Below are 22438 nucleotides of genomic sequence, written 5' to 3' on the forward strand. Positions count from 1 at the left end.
CTTAAATTTCCCGTTTCACTTCGATGCGTTCGAAGACCTCGATCTGGTCGCCGGTTTTGACATCGTTGTAGTTCTTGACGCCGATACCGCACTCCATGCCCATTTTGACTTCATTGACATCGTCCTTGAAGCGGCGCAAGGATTCCAGCTGACCTTCGAAAATCACCACGTTGTCACGCAGGACGCGGATCGGTAGATTGCGCTTGACGAAGCCATCGATGACCATGCAACCCGCGATCGCGCCGAATTTCGGCGAGCGGAACACGTCGCGCACCTCGGCCAGGCCGACGATTTTTTCCTGTATCTCCGGTGCCAGCATGCCGCTGATCGCGCGTTTCACTTCGTCGATCGCTTCGTAAATGATGCTGTAGTAATGCAGATCGATGTCTTTTTCTTCGATCAGCTTACGCGCCACCGCATCGGCGCGGACATTGAAACCGATCAAAATCGCGCTGGAAGCCAAGGCCAAGTTGGCATCGCCTTCGTTGATACCGCCGACGCCGCCATAGATGCATTTGACTTGTACTTCGTCGGTCGACAAATTCACCAAGGATTCGCGCAGCGCTTCCAAGCTGCCTTGTACGTCGGTTTTGATGACGATATTCAACGTTGCGGTTTCGCCGGCGGTCATTCTGGAGAACACGTCGTCCAGTTTGGAAGCCTGAGCGGCGGCTTGACGAGTGGATTTCTTGCGTTCTTCGCGGTGGGCCGCCAATTCACGGGCGACGCGCTCGTTTTGCACTACCAGAAATTCGTCGCCCGCATCCGGCGTGCCGGACAAGCCCAGAATTTCTACCGGCGTACTCGGGCCGCCTGACTTGATGGCATGTGCGTTTTCGTCGAACATCGCGCGGATACGCCCATATTCATGGCCGCACAGCACGAACTCGCCTTTGTTCAACGTGCCTTTTTGAATCAGTATCGTGGCTACCGCGCCGCGGCCTTTGTCCAGGCGCGATTCGATACAAACACCGGATGCGGTGCCTTCCTTGGGTGCCTTCAGTTCCAATACCTCGGCCTGCACGATCAAGGATTCGATCAAGTCGTCGATGCCGACACCGGTTTTGGCCGATACTTTCAGGAACTGGACATCGCCGCCCCATTCCTCGGGCACCACGTTCAGGGTCGCCAATTCCTGCATCACGCGATCGGGGTTGGCTTCGGGTTTGTCGATTTTGTTCAACGCCACGATGATGGGCACGTTCGCGGCGCGAGCGTGTTCGATCGCTTCCTTGGTTTGCGGCATCACGCCGTCGTCTGCCGCCACCACGATGATGACGATGTCGGTGACTTCGGCGCCGCGGGCGCGCATCGCGGTAAACGCGGCGTGGCCGGGGGTGTCGAGGAAGGTGACCGAACCGTGATCGGTTTTGACCTGATAAGCGCCGATGTGCTGGGTAATGCCACCCGCTTCGCCGGCGGCGACGCGAGTTTTGCGGATGTAATCCAGCAACGAGGTCTTACCATGGTCGACGTGACCCATGATGGTGACGATGGGCGCCCGTGCGACCAGTTTGCGGTCGTCGGCTTCGCCGATGGCTTCGGCCAGCATTTCCTGTTCGAAATCGTCCTCGCTTTGCATGATCGCGGTATGCCCCAACTCTTCGACCAGAATCACGGCGGTTTCCTGGTCGATCGGTTGGTTGATCGTGGTCATGATGCCCAGTTTCATCAAATGCTTGATGACCTCGGCGGCCTTGACGTTCATCTTGGCGGCCAGATCCGAAACGATGATGGTTTCCGGGATGGTGACTTCCATTTTGGATGGCGCCACGGGTTTTTCGAACTTGTGCTTGCTGGTTTGCAGTTCGATCTCGAATTCCGGTTTTTCGCGACGCGCGCCCGGTTTGGCTTTTTTGCCTTTGCCACGGCGCGCGGCATCGCCACTATCGTGGCTGATTTCCGGGGTGGGCCCGCGACTTGGCTTGAATTCCTGTTTTTTCTTGTGCAAGGTCTGTTGCTTGGCTTCCGCGGCTTTACGGACTTTCTCCGCGTTTCTTTCCACGGCCGCTTCCAGGCGCTGTTTCTTTTCCAGTTCCAGGCGTTCTTCTTCGGTCAATTCCGGTTTTGCGGGTGGTTCCGCTGCGGCCACGACTTCAACCGGGGCAGGTTTGCTTTCTACCGCCGCCGCTTCCTCGACTGCTGGTGCAGAGATGGTTTCCGGTTTGTCTGGAGCTGCTTCCGCCTGAGCCTTCAATTGAGCTTCTTGCTGGCGGCGTTTTTCTTCTTCGGCTGCTTGCTGGCGTTTTTGTGCTTCCAGCGCGGCTAATGCTTGGCGAGCGCGCTCGGCTTCTTTTTGTTCGTCCGTGACGATGGCTTCGCTGCGCTTGATGTAGGTTTTTTGCTTGCGTACTTCGACGCTGACCGTTTTCGCACCGGTGCCGGGCGCAGTTGACTGCCTGAGTTCGGTTTTGGTGCTGCGCTTCAGGGTGATACGTTTGGGCGCGGCAGCTTCCTGATCTGTCTCGGCCTTGCCATGACGCTTGCGCAGATGCGCAAGCAATTTGACCTTTTCTTCCTCGGTGATGATGTCATCGGGAGCGGTTGCACTCAAGCCGGCTTCTTTCAACTGCTCCAAAAAACGCTCCAAAGGGATACCGACTACTTCCGCTAATGCCTGTACTGTTTTATCACTCATAGTATCCTCCTAGCTTAGCCCTTGTCCTCGGCGAACCATGATTCGCGGGCTTTCATAATTAGTTTGCCGGCGCGCTCTTCGTTCATGCCGGTAAATTCGATGATGTCGTCAATCGACTGTTCTGCCAAATCGTCCAGTGTGATGATGCCCTTGGCCGCCATTTCGTGCGCCAATTTGTCATCCATCCCCTCCAGCTCAAGAAGCTCGGCGCTAGGCTCGGACGTTTCGATTTTTTCTTCCGAAGCAATCGCCTTGATCAGCAGGGCATCCTTGGCGCGGCTGCGCAAGGCTTCGACCAGTTCTTCGTCGAAGCCTTCGATTTCCAGCATTTCATCCACCGGGATGTAGGCGATTTCCTCAATGTTGCTCAGGCCCACCTCAACCAGCACATCGGCGATTTCTTCATCGACATCCAGCAATTCCATGAATTCCTGTTTGGCTTTGGCCGCGGTTTCATCCAGGTTCTTGTCGACTTGCGACGCGTCCAGAATGTTGAGTTCCCAACCGGTCAGTTCCGATGCCAGTCGCACGTTTTGGCCGCCGCGGCCGATGGCTTGCGACAAGCTGTCGGGGGTGACGGCAACGTCCATGCTGTGTTTGTCTTCGTCGACCACGATGGACTGAATTTCCGCTGGCGACATTGCGTTGATGACGAACTGGGCTTCGTTGGGGTTCCATAAAATGATGTCGACGCGTTCGCCGGCCAGTTCGTTGGAAATGGCTTGCACGCGCGAGCCGCGCATGCCGACGCAGGCACCGACGGGGTCCAGGCGCGGGTCGTTGGCCTTCACGGCGATTTTGGCGCGTGAACCGGGATCGCGGGCGGCGGCGATGATGTCGATCAAACCTTCACCGACTTCCGGCACTTCCAGGCGGAAGAGGGCGATCAATAATTCCGGCGCGGTGCGGCTGACGAACAATTGCGGGCCGCGGGGTTCGGAGCGCACGGCTTTCAAATAGCCACGCACGCGGTCGCCCATGCGGATCGGTTCCTTGGGAATCATGTCCTCGCGGGCGATGTAGGCTTCCACGTGGCCGCCCAGGTCCAGGTAGATGCTGCCTTTTTCCACGCGTTTGACGACGCCGGTGATCAATTCACCGACGCGATCCTGATAGGCTTCGACGATTTTACGGCGTTCGGCTTCGCGGACTTTTTGAATGATGACCTGTTTGGCAGTTTGCGCGGCAATGCGGCAGAACTCGACCGACTCGATTTCTTCTTCGATGAAATCGCCGGCTTTGACATCCGGATTGTCGATTTGGGCTACTTCGAGCAAGATTTGCCAGCTCGGAAACTCCACGTCGCCGTTGATTTCCGGGTTGGGTTCCACGACCAGCCAGCGACGGTAGGTCTTGTAGTCGCCGGTCTGGCGATTGATCGCGACGCGAGCCTTGATCGGATTGTCGTAACGCTTGACTGTCGCTGCTTCCAGGGCGGACTCAATGGCCTGAAAAATGATTTCCTTGTCGATTTCTTTTTCGTTAGCAAAAACATCCGCTACCAATAGAATTTCTTTATTTGCCACTACGTCCTCCTTTTTTGAGTAAATATTCCGGCACTAAACGCGCCTTGCTCATTGCTTGAAAAGGCACTTTGATTGTCTGCTCGCCTTCTTGTAACACCACATTTTCGCCTTCTACCGCCTGGATCAGGCCGGTGACTTTTCGGCGTTTGTCGATGGGTTTAAACAAGTTGACCGTCACGGTGCTGCCAATATATCTTTCGAACTGGCTGAGTTTGAAAAATGGTCTGTCTTCGCCAGGCGAGGAGATTTCCAATTGATATTCGCCTTGAATCGGATCTTCCACATCGAGCATGCCGCTTAACTGATGGCTGACTTTGGTGCAGTCATCCAGCAAGATGCCGTTTTCGCTATCGATGTAAACGCGCAGCATGCCGTGCTGCGGGTGAGGGTTGTACTCAATCCCCACGCATTCGTAACCAAGACCTTCGACAATGGGTTCGATCAGTTCCACTAAATGCTCTGGAGCCTGTTTCATTTCCGCTTCGCCTTTTAAAACACAAAAAAAAAGAGCCTCAGGCTCTTCCATAAACATTCATTAACCCGAGGCTTGTCTAAGGCCCTAAAAATAAAAAACCCCATAAATGGGGCTCTTTGAAAAACCGGGTAAGCATGGTGCCCAAGGACAGAATCGAACTGTCGACACGAGGATTTTCAGTCCTCTGCTCTACCGACTGAGCTACCTGGGCAATTTACTGCTTTTGTTGTCGATGACTCTCAACAATTCAGGCATTATACCGGGCAATTTCTTTTTAGACAATGCAAATCTGTTTTTTCCTTCATTACTGGGGGGGAAACCGGAAAATCCGCGATCAATGCATCATGCCAGGCGCGCTTGGCATGGAAAGCCTTGTTCATACCGCGCGCCAGCTACATCGATCTGGTCTGCCGAATTTGCGTATAAGGACATGCGCTTTAACCTAGTACATTTCTGATGCATTGGCGCGCAAACATTCGGATGGGCATGCCAAGATGCAGGAAATTTTCAAACAGTTGATCTATGTCCAACGGGGAGAGGAAAACATAGATTCCGCATCCCGTCTTGTCGACAAACTCCCTGCTCAATGTTTCGATGAAAGCAAAACGTTCCACATACATATCATTGATTTCATTAAAGGTTTCCATGGCGATCACCCTGTGTTTGTTTCGGCTCAATCTTTCTACAGCATATGTTAAACCAAACGTTCAAATGACTTTTAAATCAATGATATAAAAACTCAACGTCATCGAATTGTCATGATTGGGGGATGAGGCTGGACTGAATTTGCCAAAGCTGACATTTGCATGACGGATTAGGGGAAGTCAGGTTTTTGGCGCGAATGCGCCGCAGTCGTCCGGAAACGGTCGGCAATGTCTGTCCAGCGCCAAAATGGACGCTTGCTTATTCGCATGAATCTGGCAGCAAAATGACGAATTCGTCACCTCGCTTCGTTTTTATCGCCGACAAGGTCGATCATTCGCATGGCCATTCGCCAGTTCAATGACCATGCTTTCTATTAAAACAAAGGCTCAATGAGTGATGTTGGTAATTTGAGCTTCTATTTCGTCGCTTCTCAATGCACCGCTTTTGCCTACCCGAGTATGGGCCGCGCTGTAAAAATAAGTTCTGGGCAATTCGCCATGCCAGCTCGGATCGATTTCATAGCGTAATTTTTGTGCATCGCCGGCGCCGAATATCCAATTGTCCAGGTCGCCGAGTCGATGTCTGGCCAAGATGCCCTTCACTTCGTTGGTGGCACTAGGTCCATCCGTCGAAAGCATCACGATTTTTAATTCAGGATGTTTTTGGTGAATGTTATACAGCACGTCCATATCCCTTAGGCAGGATGAGCAGTCGCTTGACCAAATCGTCAGTACGAGCGGCGTGGCGGAATGTTCACGCAGAATCTGCTGGAGGCTGCCGGGATTGAAGGTCCTAATAAATTTTTCGTCGGCCTGGCATGTCATCGTGCCAACGAAAAGTAAGGCCAAGATAAATGAGCTGAGTCTGAGCATGTTCGAGTGAGTGCGCAAGTTGATGATGACAGCATCATAACTGAGCCGAGCAGAGGCTACAAAACTGTTTCAAGGCAAAACAGGGCGTCGTAATCGACGTTGCCGTTCAATCGACGCTATTGTGTTCCGAATGGGTTTGGCGAGTTTTGTTTCTGCGAAAATAAAAGTAAGCCGCAATGCCAAGGGCGGCCACGAAAATCACGGCGTTGGTTTTCTGTATGGCGCCGATCACCTTGTCGCCATAGTTGTAATACAGCGTAAAAAACGTGGTCGTTGAGATTGTGCAGGCTAGCAGATCGGAAAGGGCGAATTTGATCAGGTTCATCTGCCCCAGTCCCGCGGTAAGAAACAAACCATTACGCACACCAAAGGGGACGAAGCGCCCGAAAATCAACGTGATGACACCATAGCGTTGGTAGTAATCGTGAATTTTATCGATGCGTTCCTGCGTGGCGATACTCGAAAAAAACCGGATATGCAGTAATTTCGGTCCGACGATGCGCCCCAAACCGTAGCAGATCAAATCCGAAAGGTAGGCCCCCATGAAAACGGCGATAAATAAGTGCGGTAAATATGCCGGATTATGGCTGGCGATTAACGCCGAGATGAACAGCATGCCATCCTCTGAGACCGGAATATTGAAACCTGCAAGCAATAACAGGCCAAAAATGATGTAAGGCGCATATTCGATATGATTCTGAACATAAATGACGAGTTCTGACATGAGAGGGAAATCCTGAATAAATTGAAGAATTTTATCTTATGCGCTCGAGGCCCGCTCACGCCAGGGCCAGGTTCCGCTGTCAATGATTTGAGAAAAATTTTCCAAATTCTCATCGGCGGAGAACCGATCAATAGCTGATCGACGCCCGCAGCGTCGAAGTTCGGCGCTACAACAAAAGGCTGGATTGCGTGGAAATCAAAGCCGGTATTACAGCGCCTCGCCAAGCCAGTGTTGCGTACGCTGGCGAAAACCGACCAGGGGCAGCATCAATGGCACTTCGATCAGTACCCCGGCCACGTTGGCCAGCGCGGCGCCGGACGACAGGCCGAACAGCATGACCGCCGTGGCGATGGCGACTTCGAAATGGTTGGAGGCGCCTATCATCGCCCCAGCCGATGAAAGTTAGCTCTGCCGGGGGCAAAACCAGCAAGCCGGGGAGAGTTCCAATCAGTGCGATAGCTATAGCTATCACGCTCACCCGCGTGGTTTTGGAGTGAAAAAGCTTTGGCTTTTTCCAAGTGTTCCGGTGCTTTGTCCACGATGGCTTTCAGAGTAACGTTCATGAAGGCTCGGCATCGCCCCGGCAAATGAAAATAGTTTTCAGGGTAAGGTTGCTTGCCGGACAGGCCGCCGTGAATGCATCCATGTAGGCTCGACGGCGGCATCCTTGCCGCCGACGCCTGTCCAACAAGCAACCGCACCCTCACATTTTGCTACTTTCAGAGTAATTTCGGCTCTTCCGTATTTTGCGGAGAAACCACTACATGTAGTGCTATAGTCTTTGCCTGCCACAGTGAGTTTTGCTAAGGTCGACAATTTAACGCTGGAGTATCGTGATGACACAGTCGCTACTTCAAATACCGCTGGATATACCTGATGTTTGTATCGAAAAAGTTGAAACCACCGCCAAAGGCGAGTTCATCATCACGGTCAGTAGTACGTTAACCAGTGCAACCTGCCATCAATGCGGCCAGAGGATCGATAAGTTTTATGGCTATGGCAGAGAAATCACCTTGCGTCATTTGTCGATTTTCGATCGGCCGGTTTGGATCAAGCTAACCCCCAAGCGCTATCGATGCCCTGACTGCCCCAAAGGTCCGACGACCACGCAACAATGTGGCTGGTATAACTGGAAAAGCCCCCATACCAAAGCGTATGAGCAGTGGATATTGCGTGAATTGATCAACAGCAGCGTGACCGACATGGACGTGAAGCACGGCATCAGCGCCGAAGCGGCGGAAGGGATTATCAATCGGCACGTGGCCCAACAAGTTGATTGGTCTGCCATCCAAGGCATTCGCTTGCTGGGACTGGATGAAATCGCTTTGAAAAAAGGGCATCAAGATTTTGTGGTCATCGTGTCGGCTATCGATACCGAGGACCATAAGCGGATTCTGGCGGTGCTGCCCGACCGCAAAAAAGAAACGGTTAAAGCCTTTTTGCAGAATATTCCCGAGGCACAGCAACACGCGTTACAACGCGTCTGCGTGGACATGTATGAAGGGTATCGCAACGCCGTCTATGAGACATTGCCCGGCGTCGAGGTGGTGGTTGATCGCTTCCATGTCGCCAAGCATTATCGAGACGGCGCCGACCAGGTCCGCAAGGCGGAAATGAAAAAACTCAAGAATACCCTGTCTGCCGAGGATTATGCCAAGCTGAAAGGCGCGATGTGGGCTTTTCGGAAGCGCTGGATGGAACTCTCTGCCGATCAGCAAACCGTTTTGCTTTTTCTATTCCAGCAAGCCCCCATTTTGCGAGAAGTCTATATCCAACGGGAGCTTTTGACGGGTATTTTTGAGCGCCGACTCAATAAGGCTGAGGCCGAAAAAGCCTTGGATCGCTGGATGGAGCATATCAAAGTCTTGAAGTTGAAGGGCTTTGATGCGTTTGTCAAAACCTATCAAAACTGGCGAAATGAAATCACCAACTATTTCATTCGCCGGGAAACCAGTGGCTTTGTTGAAGGGCTTAACAACAAAATCAAAAGCATCAAACGACGCTGCTTTGGCATTTACAATACCGTCCGCCTGTTTCAGCATATCTGGCTTGATATCGAAGGGAGACGGTTGTTCGGTTATGCATAACCCTATATGTCGGGGCTACTCCGCGAAATACGGAAGAGCCGTAATTTCCTTTACAGGTATATCTGTTAGCTACGTTTGATCACCAGAATCCCAGCTATTTTGTCCAGCGATTAACGCGGATTGTTGCATGTTCTCTATCAGCGTCGTGATTTGCTCGTCCAGTATGAAACGTAGTTCCCATTCCAACGCCCAATCCGCCGGCAGGCTGTCGATACGGTGATGTTCGATATAGCTTTGTTTGAGTTGCGCCTGAAATTCGGCGACTCGTTTGGCGCTATCCCGGCGGCTGCCTTGCAAAATCTCCGCCGTTTGTTCCAGCGCTAATGACAAGGCGGTGTCGAAGGCGCGGCTATGTTGTTGCAATTCAGCAGGAAACTGGCCGAAGCGCTGGCCGCTCAGCAGGCGGTAGCGTTTTCTGACCTGCAACAGCGCGGATAGATGATCGGCGTCGCGGATAATCGCCCGCAGTGCCGTTCGTTCGTGGGCCTTGGCCGGCACGCGGGCGTCCGGTTCCAGTACGGCGTGGGCCAAAAGGCCTTGCGCGGCTGCCAGTTCCTTTTCCGCTGCCAGCCTCAGGGGCAGGGTGTAACTCAAGAGATGACTGGGGTCGGGCAGGCGCACGCCGAATTTCGCCAGCGTGCGCAGGGCGGCGATGCAATGGTGGCGGGCCAGCACCGAGGAACGTCTTGGCCACAGTGCATAATCGAGTATGCCCATCACGACCAGACCGAGCAAGATGCCGATTACCCGGTCGCGCGGCAGATATAAATCGGTGACCGCGCCGAAATCGTGCAGCACGAACAAGGCAAAGGAAAAGCCGAGTTGCCGCCCCAGATAGGCGATACGGTCACTGCCTGCGGTGATCCAGGCTGCCAGGGCCCAGAACGGTATCGTCGCCAAGGCAAAACCGATGATGGTATCGAATTGCGATTGCAACAGCAGTACGTAAACATAGGCGCACAAGCCGCCGATCGCCGCGCCGGAGATGCGCAGCAACGACAGTCGGTAATCGGCGCCGAGACTGGTTTGCGCCGCGACCAGGCAGGTCGGGATTGCGGTGTTGATGTCCGGCCAGTTCAGGCCTTGCACAATCAGCATGCACAAGATTGCGCCCAACGAGAACTTGATGCCGAATTGCAGGCTATCGGCATGGGTGGCCCAAAACGCGTAGTCCAGCCAGGCTGGACGCCACTTGGCCATGGCTTCGTCGTCCGCTGCGGCGTTGGGTTCTTCATTGCGATGCTGCGCGTCGCGGTGCAATTCGCCAGTCAGTGCCGCAATCCTTTGCAGTGCGCGCCAGAATGCGGTCATCACCGAGGGATGGCTGGTTTGGGCATAGCCGAGCAAAGTCCGTTCATCGAGCAGTGTCTCGACTTGCCCGCTGATGTCGCGGTGTTCCGCGATACCTTGCCGCAATGCGGCACAGGCTTCTTGCAGCGCCAGGTAGACCGCCAGTTTTTCCGGACTCATCGGCTGCGCGCGATAATCCGCCGCCAGGCTTTGCTCCAGCCAGACCGCCATTTGGCGCAGGCCGTCGATTTCCTGCAACAAATCCAGATAGGTATCGTGCTGGCGGCGCATGGATGGGTGCAATAGTTCGGCGTGGCCTAGCAAGGCTTGCAATTTGCCGAACTGGCCGGCGCCCGCCGCCTTGTGTCCTGTTTTTGGTTGACCTTCTATGCCGGCATCGGCCAGGCGTCCGCTGAAAATCGCTGCCACCGCCGAAAGTTGCTCGGCAATGCCATCGGTCAACAATCGGCGCGGGTCTTGCGGTTTGATGCTCAGATGCACCAGCGTCCAGGTGCCCAGCCCCAGTACGCCGATAATAGGAATGTTCCATAAGGCCTGGTAGATGTTCTGATCCGGCGTCGTCGGACTGTACAAGACCGGAATCGAATACCATAGCGCAATCCCGGTCGGCCAGGCGATCAAGCGGGCGTGGAACAAGGCCAGGGCCATGATGACGAAGGACAGGCTCAGCAGCAGCCAGGGCTCGTTGCCGGCCAGCATCAACGTCAATACCGACACTAGCACGGTAATGAACAGGTAATATAACTGGCGCAAGCCGAACGCCAACGATTGCCCGGCATTGGCATAAGCGTCGTAGCTGAGGCAGACCAGGATCGACAGCGCGCCGAGCGGCGGCACGTGCAGGGTCTGGCTGACCAGGGCGATGATCAAGGTCACCGCGAACAAACGGGCGGCGGCGACCCGGCGGCCGGGAAAGTCCTTCAACTCTACCGTTAGAAATTGCCCCAGTCCGGTGCCGAACCAGAACCGGCCATGGCCCGAATGGCCGTCACGTTGGCTCATTGCGGCGCTTGGCTAGTCGTGCGGGTAGTTTCGGCGTTGGTCGGCGCCGGGCGGTCGAGCACGGTGACGAACGCGGTCATCCCCATCCGCAACGGACGTTCGGGATCGCGTTCCAGAATTTCTATCCTGACCGGAAAGCGCGACGCCAGCACCACCCAATTCAAGGTGCGGTCGACTTCCGGCAACACGCCTTGCTGTTTGACATTGTCGGGGGAATTGGCCCAGCCGATGCCGGTGACCACGCCGCGAAAGCGCTTGCCGGGGTAGCCGACCAGAAACACCTCGGCCGCCTGGCCGGGCTGGATGGATTGCAAATAGGTTTCCCTGTAGTCGGCGATCGCGTACCAGTGGCGATCGTCGACCAGCGCGAACAATTGGCTGCCGGCCTTGACGTATTCACCTTCGCGGGTGTTCAGGTTGGTGACGTAGGCGTCGAACGGCGCGCGCACGAAGCAGTATTCCAGATCCAGCTCGGCGGCGGCGACTTGCGCCTTGGCCGCCTCGACGCGGGCGTTGACGTCGCCGACCTGGGCGATCAAGGATTGCGCCCGGCTGCTTTCGCTCTTGGCTTCCTCGATTGCGCTGGCCATCGAGCGCTCCTTGGCTTGGGCGTCGGCCAGGGCGGCGCGGGAGGCATCCAGCCGCGAGTGCGCCTGTCTGAGCTGGTCACCGGTCACGTATTGCTTTTCGGCCAGCGGTTCGAGTTCCTGCAAGCGGTGATGCAGATAGTCGTCTTCGGCTTCGATGCGCCTGACCTCGGCCGCGGCCGAGGCACGTTGATGCTGCAAACGTTCGATCGCGCTTTCCGCCGAACTGCTGGAAGCGCGGCGGGATTCGACCTCTTTTTCCGCCAGCATGAGCTCGGCCTTGGCCCGGTCCAGCTTGGCCTGATAGGGGCGGGGATCGATCACATAAAGTAGTTGGCCCTTGCGCACGAACTGGTTGTCCTCGACATGCAATTCCACGACACGGCCGTTCACTTCGGCGCTGATGCCAACGATATTGGCCCGGATCATCGCGTCGTTGGTGCGGGGATGCTGGTAATTGATGCGCCAGACGCGGGTGCCGGTTAAGATGGCGCCCAGGACGATCAGGATGCCGAGTGTGCGGCCAATCAATACGCGGCGTTGATGGTCGGAGGTTTGCTGAATAGCCATAAGAAGTTCCGCGGACGGTTAGCGAGCGTAAAACAACAGCCAGATCGTAAAACTACACAAGGCCCAAAGACTCGGCGCGATCAGCAAGGGCGGACCCAGATGGGGCGCCAGGCGCAAGCGGATCAATTGCCACATCAGCAACATGCTGGTCGCCAGGCCGGTCATGATGCAGATGATCCAGGCAGGCCAAAACGAACCCTGCAGGCTCAACATCGGGTCGCAAGCGGTTAGCGTCAGCGCCAAAAAGCAGGCCGTCGCCGTTTTGCGCAGGGTTGGAAGCGGCTTCATAACGTTTCTCCACACAGGAAAGCGGGTGAATTCCATCATGACCCGCTGCCATGATGGATATACGGGTTATTGAATGGAACGGATCGGGTCGATGTCGGGACAGGGCGCCGATTCGCTACTATTCTAATGCGAGCCGAAGCTTGATGGGTGGGCTTATTGTTTGCTGCTTGTTGTCAATTTGTTGCCTCCCTGTGGCCGGCTTCTTTCGTTACTATATCAGCATTTTCTACTGGAGTGGACCAGCTTCGATGACGCAATTTTTCCGCCTTGAGCGGTTCCCGCGCGAAGGGTGTAGGCATGAATCACCGTGCCAGACAAGACGCTTGCGCTCGATTTATCTGGCCTTGGCCAGCTTTTTTCTGGCGGTGGCTTGCTCATCGCCGTCAAGACATCGCATCGACACTGTTCAATTTAATCGGCCAGCCACGCAGAGTGTGCTTTGGTCCGAATACCGCAAATCCGATTCCGCGCCTGGCCCATCCAAGCCGGATAAGCAAGCGGCCGCGCCCGAAGCCGGACAAGCCTATGATTTGCCGGGCCTGGTCGATCTGGCCTTGCAAATTCACCCGGAAACCCGGCAGAGCTGGGAAGAAGCCAAAGCCGCCGCGGCGCGCGTGGACAGACAGCGCAGTGCCTGGTATCCGACCCTGACGGCGCTGGCTTTCGGGCAATATTTCAAAACCAGCATTCCGATTCCGGAAAGCGCGCTGGTCAGCCATGGTTTTGGTGCCTTCGGCGGTTTGGAATTGGCCTGGACGCTGTTCGATTTCGGTCGCCGCGAAGCATTGGTCGATGCCAGTCTGGAACGTCTGGGGGCCGCGCAATTCGCCTTTACCCGCAAGCATCAGGAAATCGCTTACCGGGTGGCCACCAGTTTTTTCGCCTATCAGGCGGCGCTGGCCAAAGTGACGGCGGCGCAGCAAACCCTGGAGTCGGCCAAAACCAATGCCGAGTCGGTGCGGGCCAAACTCGCGCAAGGCTTCGCCACCCGTCCCGATTTATTATTGGCGATTCAGGAGCAAGCAAAGGCCAATTATGACTTGCAGGACGCGCGCGGGTCGGTGACGCAGCTTCGCGCCGAATTGACCACCAACGTCGGTGTTTCGCCGGCGCAAACCCTGCAAATGGTGGATTTGAGTCAAGTACCACTGCCGGACAAGCTGGAACCGTCGGTCGAGCGCATCGTCGATGAAGCGCTGGCCCAGCGCCCGGACCTGATGGCGCAGCTGGCCGAATTGCGCGCCCGCGAGGCGGAGGTCAAAAAAGCCAGGGCGGAGTTTTGGCCCAAGCTGTCGTTGAAAGGCAATGTCGGCAACCAATATTGGGGCGACGTGCATACCAACCCGCCAAGCCGGCAAAACTACTCGTCCGACGAACTGGTCGGCACCGCGATGCTGAATCTGGAATGGAAGTTGTTCGACGGCTTCGAGCGCAGCAGCGCCGTCAATGAAGCCGAGGCTAAGCAGCAGGCCAGTCAGGCCCAAGTCGAAGCTGCGCGCCTGCAAATCATGCGCGATATCTGGCAAGCCTATGCCGACACCAAAACCGCGCTGGAAAAACGCGACTTCGCGCAGGCCTTGCTGCGGGCCGCCGAAGCGTCCTACGCCGCCACGCAGGAATCCTATAACCACGGTTTTTCCACCATCATCGAGCTGTTGTCGGCGCAAAAGGATCTGGCCCGCGCCCGTTATACCGAAATCGACAGCCGGGCCGGCTTGCTGAAATCAGCCGCTACGCTGGTTTACGCGGCGGGCGGGATGACGGCGGGCGATTGAGCGAACCCACGCCGCAAATCCTGCCCACTGTGCAAGGCGCGGCACATATCAAGCGCGCAGCATTCAGTCTGTAAATTACAACAAAGTGTCCGGGATGAGAGATAATTGCGACTTGATCTATCACATCGACCTTACTTCAGTTTCCTGGTACCCAATAAATACAGCATGAAAGGTAGAAACGCGGCCTCCGGTTTGCCGAATATTTTGAAAAAACTGGGTGCGATGACCGCCATTCGCGACACCTATATGGTCGAACAAAGCCTGCTGCGCACGCTTGGTCCTTTGCTGGGCGTTTTGGAGACATCGTTTTATCGGGTGGAAGATAACGGTGACGTCATTCGCGCCCTCTACCACTCACGCAAAGTGGTGGAGAAACAGGGCGCCAAACGGGTGGTCGACAACATCGAGGAGGTCAGCAACGAACAAGAGATTCCGGATATCCTGCGCAACTTGTTTGAAAGCGTCAGGTTGTTGAGAAAGTGCTGTAGTCGGCGCTCGGAAAACAATTTGCTGATTTGTTATCCGATTTATGGCAAGAACGAATTGGTGGGTTATTTCGTATTTCAGCGCGACCGCGAGGTAACGCCGGTCGAGGATGCCATCGTGCAAGGCGTGCTGGAAGTTTTTACCAACTACTTCGATTTACTGGATACCAGTCAGCGCGATCAATTGACCGGCCTGCTCAATCGCTATTCCCTGGAATCCAATCTCGACCGGCTCTGGAGCATATTGGCGGCGCGCCAGAACGACAGCAAGGGAGAACAGGACAAGCGCATCGTCAAGCCCGAGTGTTACTGGATTTGCGTGCTGGATATCGATCATTTCAAGAAAATCAACGACGAATTTGGGCATGTCATCGGTGATGAGGTATTGATCATCATTACCCGTTTGCTGGAGTCGTCGTTTCGGCAATCGGATTTGCTGTACCGTTATGGCGGCGAGGAATTTGTCGCCATCATCGCGGCTAACGATCTTGACGCGGCGACTCAAGCCTTGGAGCGCGCGCGGCATAAAATCGAGAAATTCGAATTTCCTCAGGTCGGACACATCACGATCAGCGGCGGCTTCAGTTGCGCCGATCTTTCCGTATTGCCGCAAGAAATTTTCAATCGCGCCGATAGTTCACTGTATGCCGCCAAGAAAGCCGGTCGTAACCGTATTTGTTTTTATGACAATCTGGTTGCCGAAGGTGTATTGAAAGAGGTCGCGGCGGGCAGCATCGACCTGTTTTAGCCTATCCATGGCCATGAACACAGCAATCCCGCGTTTCCAGCGCAGCGAATGGCGGACGCGCGCTATTTTGGCGTTTGGGCTTGATCCGTAAATCGCTCCCGGTTTTGCAGGGTCATGGCGGCCAAATAATGCCGCGCCATGTCCGGGGTCAGCAATTCAAACAAGATTCGGTTTTCTATCCAAAACTCCACAACCCGAAACAAACCGCCGCGGTCGCAAGTGACCGCGCGCCAGCCTTCGCGCGCCGCAATCGCTTTGATCATGGTCTCGTCGATGGCGACCGAGATGGCGGCATGATTGGGGACGAAGCCTTGCGGCGATGTCGATTTGGTGAACCGGGCGCCTTGATCGTCGGTGCCGGGTATCATCACGGTATCGATTGGATAAACCTCGACCAGCGTGGCATGGCCATCGTCGCAGACGGCGACGAAGCCGCCCGGTGCGGGCGAAAATGGAAACACCTCGCCGTCCAATAATTCGGCCAGTACGCCGGCAACCTGCCGTGGATTGTGCGCGGCTATCGAAATATGATGAATCATGGTTTCTTCTCTAAAAAGGCAAAAGCCGACATTATCCTAAAAACCTCAATCGTCCACGAAAATCACGAAATATATAAATTAATCAATAACATACCTTCGCCGTGAAAAAGCCACCTTCACCACAACACCACAGTCCATTCGACGACTGGCGCTCGATTTTTATTGCGCTTTACATGACCTTGGTCGGCTATGGCGTGTTGGTGGCGATACCGGTGATCAGTTCGGCGCGTGTCGAGCTACTGGGGTTTTCCGCGGAACAGGTCGGCAGGCTTGCCAGTGCAGACTTGGGCGGCTTGGCGGTTGGGGCCGCATTGGCTTCGTGGTTCATGGCGAAGGCAAACCGGCGGATACTGGTAGCGGGCGGTGCGTTTCTGGCCATATTGGCCAATGCCTCGTGTACTCTGTATAGCCAATACGAACCGACTTTATCTCTAAGAATCCTGGCGGGAATCGGCAGCGGCCTTTACACCGCGGTCGCGGTGGCCAACTTGGGCGCGACGTCCAGGCCGGCGCGGGCATACAACCTGATGCTGTTCGCGTTTGCCTTTTCCCAGGCCTTGGAATTGAAAATCCTGCCGCAGTTGACGATGAATGGTATTTACGGGGTGTTCATGGGAGGCTATGCCCTGGGTTTACTGGCTTTGGCCTGGATTCCATCGCATGACCCTGTCCGGCTTCTGGATGTCGAAATGGAGGTGGAAAACGGCGACGGCCGGCATCATCGCGAGCATCGCTACGTGCCTGCTTACGTGGCCTGGTTGTGCTTGGCCGCGATATTTCTGACTTACGTCAATATCGGCGGCTACTGGACCTATATCGAACTGGCCGCCCGCGATGCCAAAGTACCCGGCGAATTCGTCAGTCAATTGCTGGTGTGGGGTTCGCTGGCCAGCGTGTTGGGGTGCCTGCTCGCGACCTTGGTCAGCAATCGCTTCGGTCTGGCTCGCCCCTTGCTGCTGGCGCTGCTGTTGATGGCGATCGCGGTCGGCATGCTCGGCGTGGGTATGGATAGCGCAAGAATCGTCATCAGCATCCTGTCGTTCAATCTGCTGTGGATTTTCATCGATGTGTATCAGATGGCCTTCATTGCCAACGCCGACCCTTCCGGCACTTTTTCGTCGCTGATTCCGACCGCGCAAGGCTTGGGGCAGATCGTCGGTCCCAACCTCGCTGCCTCGATGCTCGCCGAGGCTTCGGGTTACGACAAGGTGTATTTGATGTGCGCGTTGTTTGCGCTGCTGGGTTTGCTCATTTATCTGGCTGTATATCTGAGGTTGCGGGTGCTGATTCCGGCCTTGGCGGACGCGTCTTGAGCAAGCGCGCCTATCGGGGACATATCCGCAATAGAATGATCGGCTTGGTCGGCTTAGGCTTCCAGCACCCGAAACAGCATCTCCTTGACGGTTTGCGGGTCGAAGGGTTTGTCGCAAATCGCGGAAACGCCGGCTTTGTGCACGTTACTGAGGCGGGTTTGATTGTCTTCGCTGGTGACCATCAGAATCGGGATGATGCTATTGCCGAGATCGTGCCGAATGAATTGGATCAATTCCTGGCCGTCCATGATGGGCATGTTCAAATCGGTGATGATCAAATCAAACTGATCTTGCGCCTCCGTGAACAACTCGGCGGCCTGTTTGCCGTCGACGGCTTGCGTGATGCGCACGATGCCCATGTTGTTCAAGACCCGACAAATGTGTTTTCTGGCTAAACTACTGTCGTCGACCACCAGCACGCGGACGTTTTCGATGTCGTAATGTTCCAGATCGATTTCCTGCGGGTCTATGAATTCTATGGTCGTCCTCAGCGCATTTTTCAAATCCCGAGGAGCAAAGGGTTTGGGCAGAATGGCCACCACGCCGGCCTGACGAATCGCATCCAGTACCTTGTGGCTGGACTCGCTGGAAATCAGCATGAACGGTATCTCGCTCAAGGCATCGTCGTGTTTGATGCGCTCCAATAAGTCGGTCGCAGTCATGTCGGGTAGATACAGGCTGCTGATGATCAAATCCGGTCTATGATTCTGCAACATGGCCAAGGCCTCGCCGGCGTTATGCACGCCTTCGATATTGCTGATGCCTTCTTGCCGCAGGTGCTGCATGATGACTTTCAATTGCGTGCTGGAAGGTTCGATCAGCAAAATAGCCAAATCGCAGATGTTGACGGAGTGCATGTAGTGGTATTCTGGTTGCTATTGGTTGATGACAATAATTTTAGATTTACCGATTTTAGATGATACAGGAAACGATAGTAAGCACCATCAGCGCGGCAGGTATAGCACATATCGCGCCGATGGGGGTACATGTGCGGGGCGATGAATTTGTCATTTTGCCGTTCAAGCCATCCACCACGTTGAATAATGTGCTGGAAACGAAAACGGCCGTGATCAATTGTTGCGACGATGTGCGGGTATTCGCGGGCTGCCTGACCGGCCGGCGCGATTGGCCCTTATTGCCGGCGCAGCAGGTAATGGGCAATTATCTGGCCGATACTTTGGCTCATACCGAATTGCAGTTGATACGCATCGAGGACGATGCCGTTCGCCCCAAACTGTTTTGCCAGGCGGTCCATGCGGTCAACCATAAACCCTTTCAGGGCTTCAATCGCGCCCAGTTCGCGGTGTTGGAGGCGGCGATATTGGTCAGTCGGCTCGATAGATTGCCGTGGGACAAGATTCAAACCGAGCTGGATTATCTCGGTATCGGTTTGGAAAAATGCGCCGGCGACCGGGAGCGGGAGGCCTGGGGCTGGTTGATGGAAGTCGTCGAACGGCATCGACTGATGGCGGTGGCGTCATGAGCGCTATGTTGGCCAGCGTCAACAGTTTGCAGGAGGCATTGTTCGTCGAGACATTCGCTGTCGACGTGATCGATTTGAAACAACCGGCGCAGGGCGCCCTGGGCGCCTTGGACGTCGATTCGGTCAAAGAAATCGTCGCCAGGCTGAATCCGGATACGCTCGTCAGCGCCACGGTGGGCGATTTGCCGATGCAGCCGGAAGTGTTGTTCGACGCGGTCGATGCAATGGCGGCGACCGGCGTCGATTACGTCAAGATAGGCTTTTTTCCCGGCGGTGACTGGTCGGCCTGCATCGAACGCCTGTCCGCCTTGGCGGCTCGGGGCTACGCCCTGATTGCGGTGCTGTTTGCCGATACCCGGCCCGATCTTGCGCTTGTCCCGGCGCTGCGGCAGGCGGGTTTCCGAGGCGTGATGCTGGATACCATGGACAAGCAACGAGGCTCCTTGACCGACCTCATGACTATCGAACAGTTGCAAGAATTTGTCGTGCTGGCCAAGATTCAGGGGCTGTTGACCGGGCTTGCGGGCTCGCTCAGGCGGCAGGATGTTTCGGCTTTGTTGCCGTTGCAGGCCGATTATCTGGGATTTAGGGGCGGCTTATGCCAACGGCATTGCCGGACCGCGGCATTGGATGGCGAACGGATTGCCGGCATCCGCCGATTGCTCGAATACAAGACAGACCCTTCGTCTGTGCGGCCTGAAACCCTGCGGCAACAGGCCGGTATTGCATAGACCGATAAAGGATAGAACATGCTGATTTGCGGCACACCCTATCACCAGCGCTTGAGACCAGTATTGTACCTGCTGGGTTTGTTGCTATTGATTCAAATCGGCAGCGCGGTGTATGCCCCCCTGTCTTTCTTGCTGGCGATGGACAATTACGTGCCCTTGCATACGGTATTGGAAATGCTGTCCATCGTGATTTCCGCGCTGGTGTTCGCGGCGGGGTGGATAGTCTACGAAAAGGAAGATGCCGGTAATTTGATGTTGCTGGCTTGCGGTTTTCTCGGTGTCGCCTTGCTGGATGTGATGCATACCATGTCCTATCCGGGCATGCCGGACTGGGTTTCGCAAAATAGCCCGGAAAAGGCCATACAATTCTGGTTGGCCGCGCGGAGTTTGGCGGCCATTGCCCTGTTCGCAGTGGCCTTTTTGCCGGACTGGCCGTTGAACAATCTGCGAACACGCTGGCTGATGCTGACAGGCGTATTGTCGTTGGTTGGGCTGATCACGGTCGTCGTGTTATCGCAACCCCTTTGGGTGCCCCGCACCTTTCTGCCCGGCCAGGGATTGACCCCATTCAAGAAAAACTTCGAATATCTGCTGGTGTTGATCTATGCGACGATGGCGTGGCGCTTTTTCCGTAAAAGCCATAGCCCGCATGTATTGAATGTAACCGGCTTATTTGCCGCCGCCGCGATCATGGCGATGAGCGAGATGTTTTTCACCTTGTATGCCGATGTGACCGACAGTTTTTCATTGTTGGGTCATATTTATAAATTCATTGCCTACACCCTGATTTATTGTTCGGTATTCACCAACAGCATAGAGTTGCCATATCAGCGACTTCATCAAAGCAAACGGGCATTCCAGGATAGCGAAGCCAAGTTTCACGCCATCATCAAGGAATCGCCCGTTGCTTACATGCTAAAAGCTCCGGATCGGCGGATCCGCTATTTGAATCCGGCTTTTATCGAGACCTTCGGCTACTGCGAAGCTGATTTGCCCGATTGGCAAAGCTGGTGGCGGCAAGCGTTTCCCGATGCGGATTATCGGCAGAAGTGCATGGACGCCTGGCAATTGCATGTCGAGGTGGCGCATGCCCAGCAACGAGCCGTGCTCCCGATGGAGTTCGACATCTGCTGCAAGAACGGCGGCAAGCGTACCGTGCTGATCAACGTGGCCTTTCTCGACAATGAACTGGCCGGCCATCGTGTCGTCATCTTGCAGGATATTACCGAACGCGTCGAAGCGATGAACGTGATTTGGCGGCAGGCCCATCTCGATCCGCTGACCGAGTTGCCCAACCGCAATCAGTTTCTGGACAATCTGACGCAGGAAATGGTCAAGGCGCGGCGGTCTGGTTTGCGCATGGCCCTGTTATTCATCGATCTGGATCGTTTCAAGGACGTCAACGATACGCTCGGCCATTTCATGGGGGATGTCTTGTTGCGTGAGGCCGCCCAGCGCTTGCGCGAGGCGATCGAGCGGCCGCTGACCTTGGCGCGGCTGGGGGGCGATGAGTTCACCGTGATCGTTACCGATTTGCAGGCACGCGCGGACGTCAACCCCATTGCGCAGCAGATTTTGCATTGCCTGGCCGAGCCATTCGTGCTGGATGAAGAAATGGTTTATTTGTCGGCCAGTATCGGGGTCGCGTTTTATCCCGACGATGCCGATAATGCCGAGGTTCTGCTGAAAAACGCCGATCAAGCCATGTATGAAGCCAAGAAGCTCGGGCGCGACCGCTATAGTTTGTTTACCGACCAGATGCAACGCCAGGCGCAAAACCGCATGCGATTGCTCGGCGAATTGCATGGCGCGTTGTCCAAGCAACAGTTGCAAGTGGTTTACCAGCCCATCGTGGAACTGGCGACGCAAACCGTCTGCAAGGCCGAAGCCTTGTTACGCTGGCAGCATCCGACGCTGGGCATGGTCAGTCCGGTCGAGTTCATTCCGCTGGCCGAAGAAACCGGCGTCATCGTCGAAATCGGAGAATGGGTGTTTCGCACCGCCGCCGAGCAAGTCAAGCATTGGCGTCAGAGCTATCTTCCGGAGTTTCAGGTCAGCATCAACAAATCGCCGGTTCAGTTTTGCAACGAACGTTATGACCAGACACACTGGTTGAATCAATTGGAACAACTGGGTTTACCTGGGCAAAGCATAGTGGTTGAAATTACCGAAGGCTTGTTGCTGGATGCCCGCGAACTGGTGAGCCGGCAATTGCTGATTTTTCGCGATGCCGGCATTCAGGTGGCGCTGGACGACTTTGGCACCGGTTATTCGTCGCTGGCCTATTTAAAAAAATTCGACATCGATTACTTAAAAATCGATCGTTCTTTCGTCAGTCATCTGCAAGCCGATTCCAGCGATTTGGCCCTTTGTGAAGCCATCATCGTAATGGCACACAAGCTGGGTATCAAAGTGATTGCTGAAGGCATAGAAACCGCCGAACAATACGCTTTGTTGGTCAAAGCCGGCTGTGATTACGGACAGGGTTATTTGTTCTCCAGGCCCGTGTCCGCCGAAGCTTTCAACGTGCTGCTGGAATCGCCAGCATCCTGGCGTATCGTAAGCTAAACTGAATCTCTGCCGGCGGGTGTTCAGGTTGCGGGAGGTTTATCCGCACTGGCCCGTTTTGCCCAATGCCG

Annotated in this window: 19 protein-coding genes and 1 tRNA gene; 7 read left to right on the plus strand and 13 right to left on the minus strand. The window is 55.1% G+C overall.

Annotated features, from left to right (window positions below; all coding sequences use genetic code 11):
* Window position 1: 1 nt before the first annotated feature.
* The 8 genes from infB to NM686_RS09660 all read right to left on the minus strand — a co-directional run bounded on the left by infB (window position 2) and on the right by NM686_RS09660 (window position 7264).
* Complete coding sequence (infB, locus tag NM686_RS09625; RefSeq protein WP_255187664.1) at window positions 2–2638, minus strand: translation initiation factor IF-2; 2637 nt, start codon at window positions 2636–2638, stop codon at window positions 2–4.
* Window positions 2639–2652: 14 nt separating this feature from the next.
* Window positions 2653–4164, minus strand: coding sequence for a transcription termination factor NusA (gene nusA / locus NM686_RS09630; protein WP_255187665.1), 1512 nt, complete (start codon window positions 4162–4164; stop codon window positions 2653–2655).
* Complete coding sequence (rimP, locus tag NM686_RS09635; RefSeq protein ID WP_255188590.1) at window positions 4154–4639, minus strand: ribosome maturation factor RimP; 486 nt, start codon at window positions 4637–4639, stop codon at window positions 4154–4156. The genes nusA and rimP overlap by 11 nt, the downstream gene beginning before the upstream one ends.
* 135 nt (window positions 4640–4774) lie before the next feature.
* Window positions 4775–4850 (minus strand) — tRNA-Phe (locus tag NM686_RS09640).
* 226 nt (window positions 4851–5076) lie between these two features.
* Window positions 5077–5286, minus strand: coding sequence for a hypothetical protein (locus NM686_RS09645; protein WP_255187666.1), 210 nt, complete (start codon window positions 5284–5286; stop codon window positions 5077–5079).
* 384 nt (window positions 5287–5670) lie between these two features.
* On the minus strand, window positions 5671–5967 hold the full coding sequence (locus tag NM686_RS09650; protein ID WP_269022801.1) for a hypothetical protein: 297 nt from the start codon (window positions 5965–5967) through the stop codon (window positions 5671–5673).
* A gap of 295 nt (window positions 5968–6262) precedes the next feature.
* Complete coding sequence (locus NM686_RS09655) at window positions 6263–6880, minus strand: DedA family protein (protein ID WP_255187668.1); 618 nt, start codon at window positions 6878–6880, stop codon at window positions 6263–6265.
* Window positions 6881–7087: 207 nt separating this feature from the next.
* Window positions 7088–7264: a hypothetical protein gene (locus tag NM686_RS09660; RefSeq protein ID WP_407942375.1), complete on the minus strand. Its 177-nt coding sequence runs from the start codon at window positions 7262–7264 to the stop codon at window positions 7088–7090.
* A 452-nt stretch (window positions 7265–7716) separates the two neighbouring features.
* On the opposite strand from NM686_RS09660, the gene NM686_RS09665 reads away from it, so the two are divergent.
* On the plus strand, window positions 7717–8967 hold the full coding sequence (locus tag NM686_RS09665) for an ISL3 family transposase (protein ID WP_255187011.1): 1251 nt from the start codon (window positions 7717–7719) through the stop codon (window positions 8965–8967).
* A 69-nt stretch (window positions 8968–9036) separates the two neighbouring features.
* Here NM686_RS09665 and NM686_RS09670 read toward each other — a convergent pair whose 3' ends face one another.
* Genes NM686_RS09670 through NM686_RS09680 form a run of 3 tightly spaced genes read right to left on the minus strand, consistent with a single transcriptional unit; the run spans window position 9037 to window position 12725 of the window.
* A complete protein-coding gene (locus NM686_RS09670; RefSeq protein WP_255187670.1) occupies window positions 9037–11280 on the minus strand; it encodes an FUSC family protein in 2244 nt (747 codons plus the stop codon).
* A complete protein-coding gene (locus NM686_RS09675; RefSeq protein ID WP_255187671.1) occupies window positions 11277–12437 on the minus strand; it encodes an HlyD family secretion protein in 1161 nt (386 codons plus the stop codon). Before NM686_RS09675 ends, NM686_RS09670 begins: the two co-directional genes overlap by 4 nt.
* An 18-nt stretch (window positions 12438–12455) precedes the next feature.
* Complete coding sequence (locus NM686_RS09680) at window positions 12456–12725, minus strand: YtcA family lipoprotein (RefSeq protein ID WP_255187672.1); 270 nt, start codon at window positions 12723–12725, stop codon at window positions 12456–12458.
* Window positions 12726–13048: 323 nt separating this feature from the next.
* Here NM686_RS09680 and NM686_RS09685 point away from each other — a divergent pair, with 323 nt between their 5' ends.
* Both NM686_RS09685 and NM686_RS09690 read left to right on the plus strand, forming a co-directional pair.
* On the plus strand, window positions 13049–14500 hold the full coding sequence (locus NM686_RS09685; protein ID WP_269022803.1) for a TolC family protein: 1452 nt from the start codon (window positions 13049–13051) through the stop codon (window positions 14498–14500).
* A gap of 165 nt (window positions 14501–14665) precedes the next feature.
* A complete protein-coding gene (locus tag NM686_RS09690; RefSeq protein ID WP_255187674.1) occupies window positions 14666–15733 on the plus strand; it encodes a GGDEF domain-containing protein in 1068 nt (355 codons plus the stop codon).
* A 62-nt stretch (window positions 15734–15795) separates the two neighbouring features.
* Here the strand turns inward: NM686_RS09690 and NM686_RS09695 are convergent, their stop codons facing one another.
* The gene (locus NM686_RS09695; protein WP_255187675.1) at window positions 15796–16272 is read right to left on the minus strand and encodes a hypothetical protein; all 477 of its coding nucleotides are present in this window, start codon (window positions 16270–16272) and stop codon (window positions 15796–15798) included.
* A 101-nt stretch (window positions 16273–16373) separates the two neighbouring features.
* Between NM686_RS09695 and NM686_RS09700 the strand changes: the two genes are divergently transcribed.
* On the plus strand, window positions 16374–17585 hold the full coding sequence (locus NM686_RS09700; RefSeq protein WP_255187676.1) for an MFS transporter: 1212 nt from the start codon (window positions 16374–16376) through the stop codon (window positions 17583–17585).
* A gap of 53 nt (window positions 17586–17638) precedes the next feature.
* On the opposite strand, the gene NM686_RS09705 is transcribed toward NM686_RS09700, so the two are convergent.
* A complete protein-coding gene (locus NM686_RS09705) occupies window positions 17639–18442 on the minus strand; it encodes a response regulator (RefSeq protein ID WP_255187677.1) in 804 nt (267 codons plus the stop codon).
* A 59-nt stretch (window positions 18443–18501) separates the two neighbouring features.
* Here NM686_RS09705 and NM686_RS09710 point away from each other — a divergent pair, with 59 nt between their 5' ends.
* Genes NM686_RS09710 through NM686_RS09720 form a run of 3 tightly spaced genes read left to right on the plus strand, consistent with a single transcriptional unit; the run spans window position 18502 to window position 22367 of the window.
* Window positions 18502–19068 (plus strand): DUF447 domain-containing protein, encoded by a 567-nt coding sequence (locus NM686_RS09710; protein ID WP_255187678.1) that lies wholly within the window; start codon window positions 18502–18504, stop codon window positions 19066–19068.
* Window positions 19065–19799, plus strand: coding sequence for a (5-formylfuran-3-yl)methyl phosphate synthase (locus tag NM686_RS09715; protein WP_255187679.1), 735 nt, complete (start codon window positions 19065–19067; stop codon window positions 19797–19799). Before NM686_RS09710 ends, NM686_RS09715 begins: the two co-directional genes overlap by 4 nt.
* An 18-nt stretch (window positions 19800–19817) precedes the next feature.
* Entirely contained in the window at window positions 19818–22367 is a 2550-nt protein-coding gene (locus NM686_RS09720) for a bifunctional diguanylate cyclase/phosphodiesterase (protein WP_255187680.1), read from the plus strand.
* The last annotated feature ends 71 nt before the right edge of the window (window positions 22368–22438 follow it).

The sequence above is a fragment of the Methylomonas rapida genome, assembly GCF_024360925.2.
Lineage (GTDB): Bacteria > Pseudomonadota > Gammaproteobacteria > Methylococcales > Methylomonadaceae > Methylomonas > Methylomonas rapida.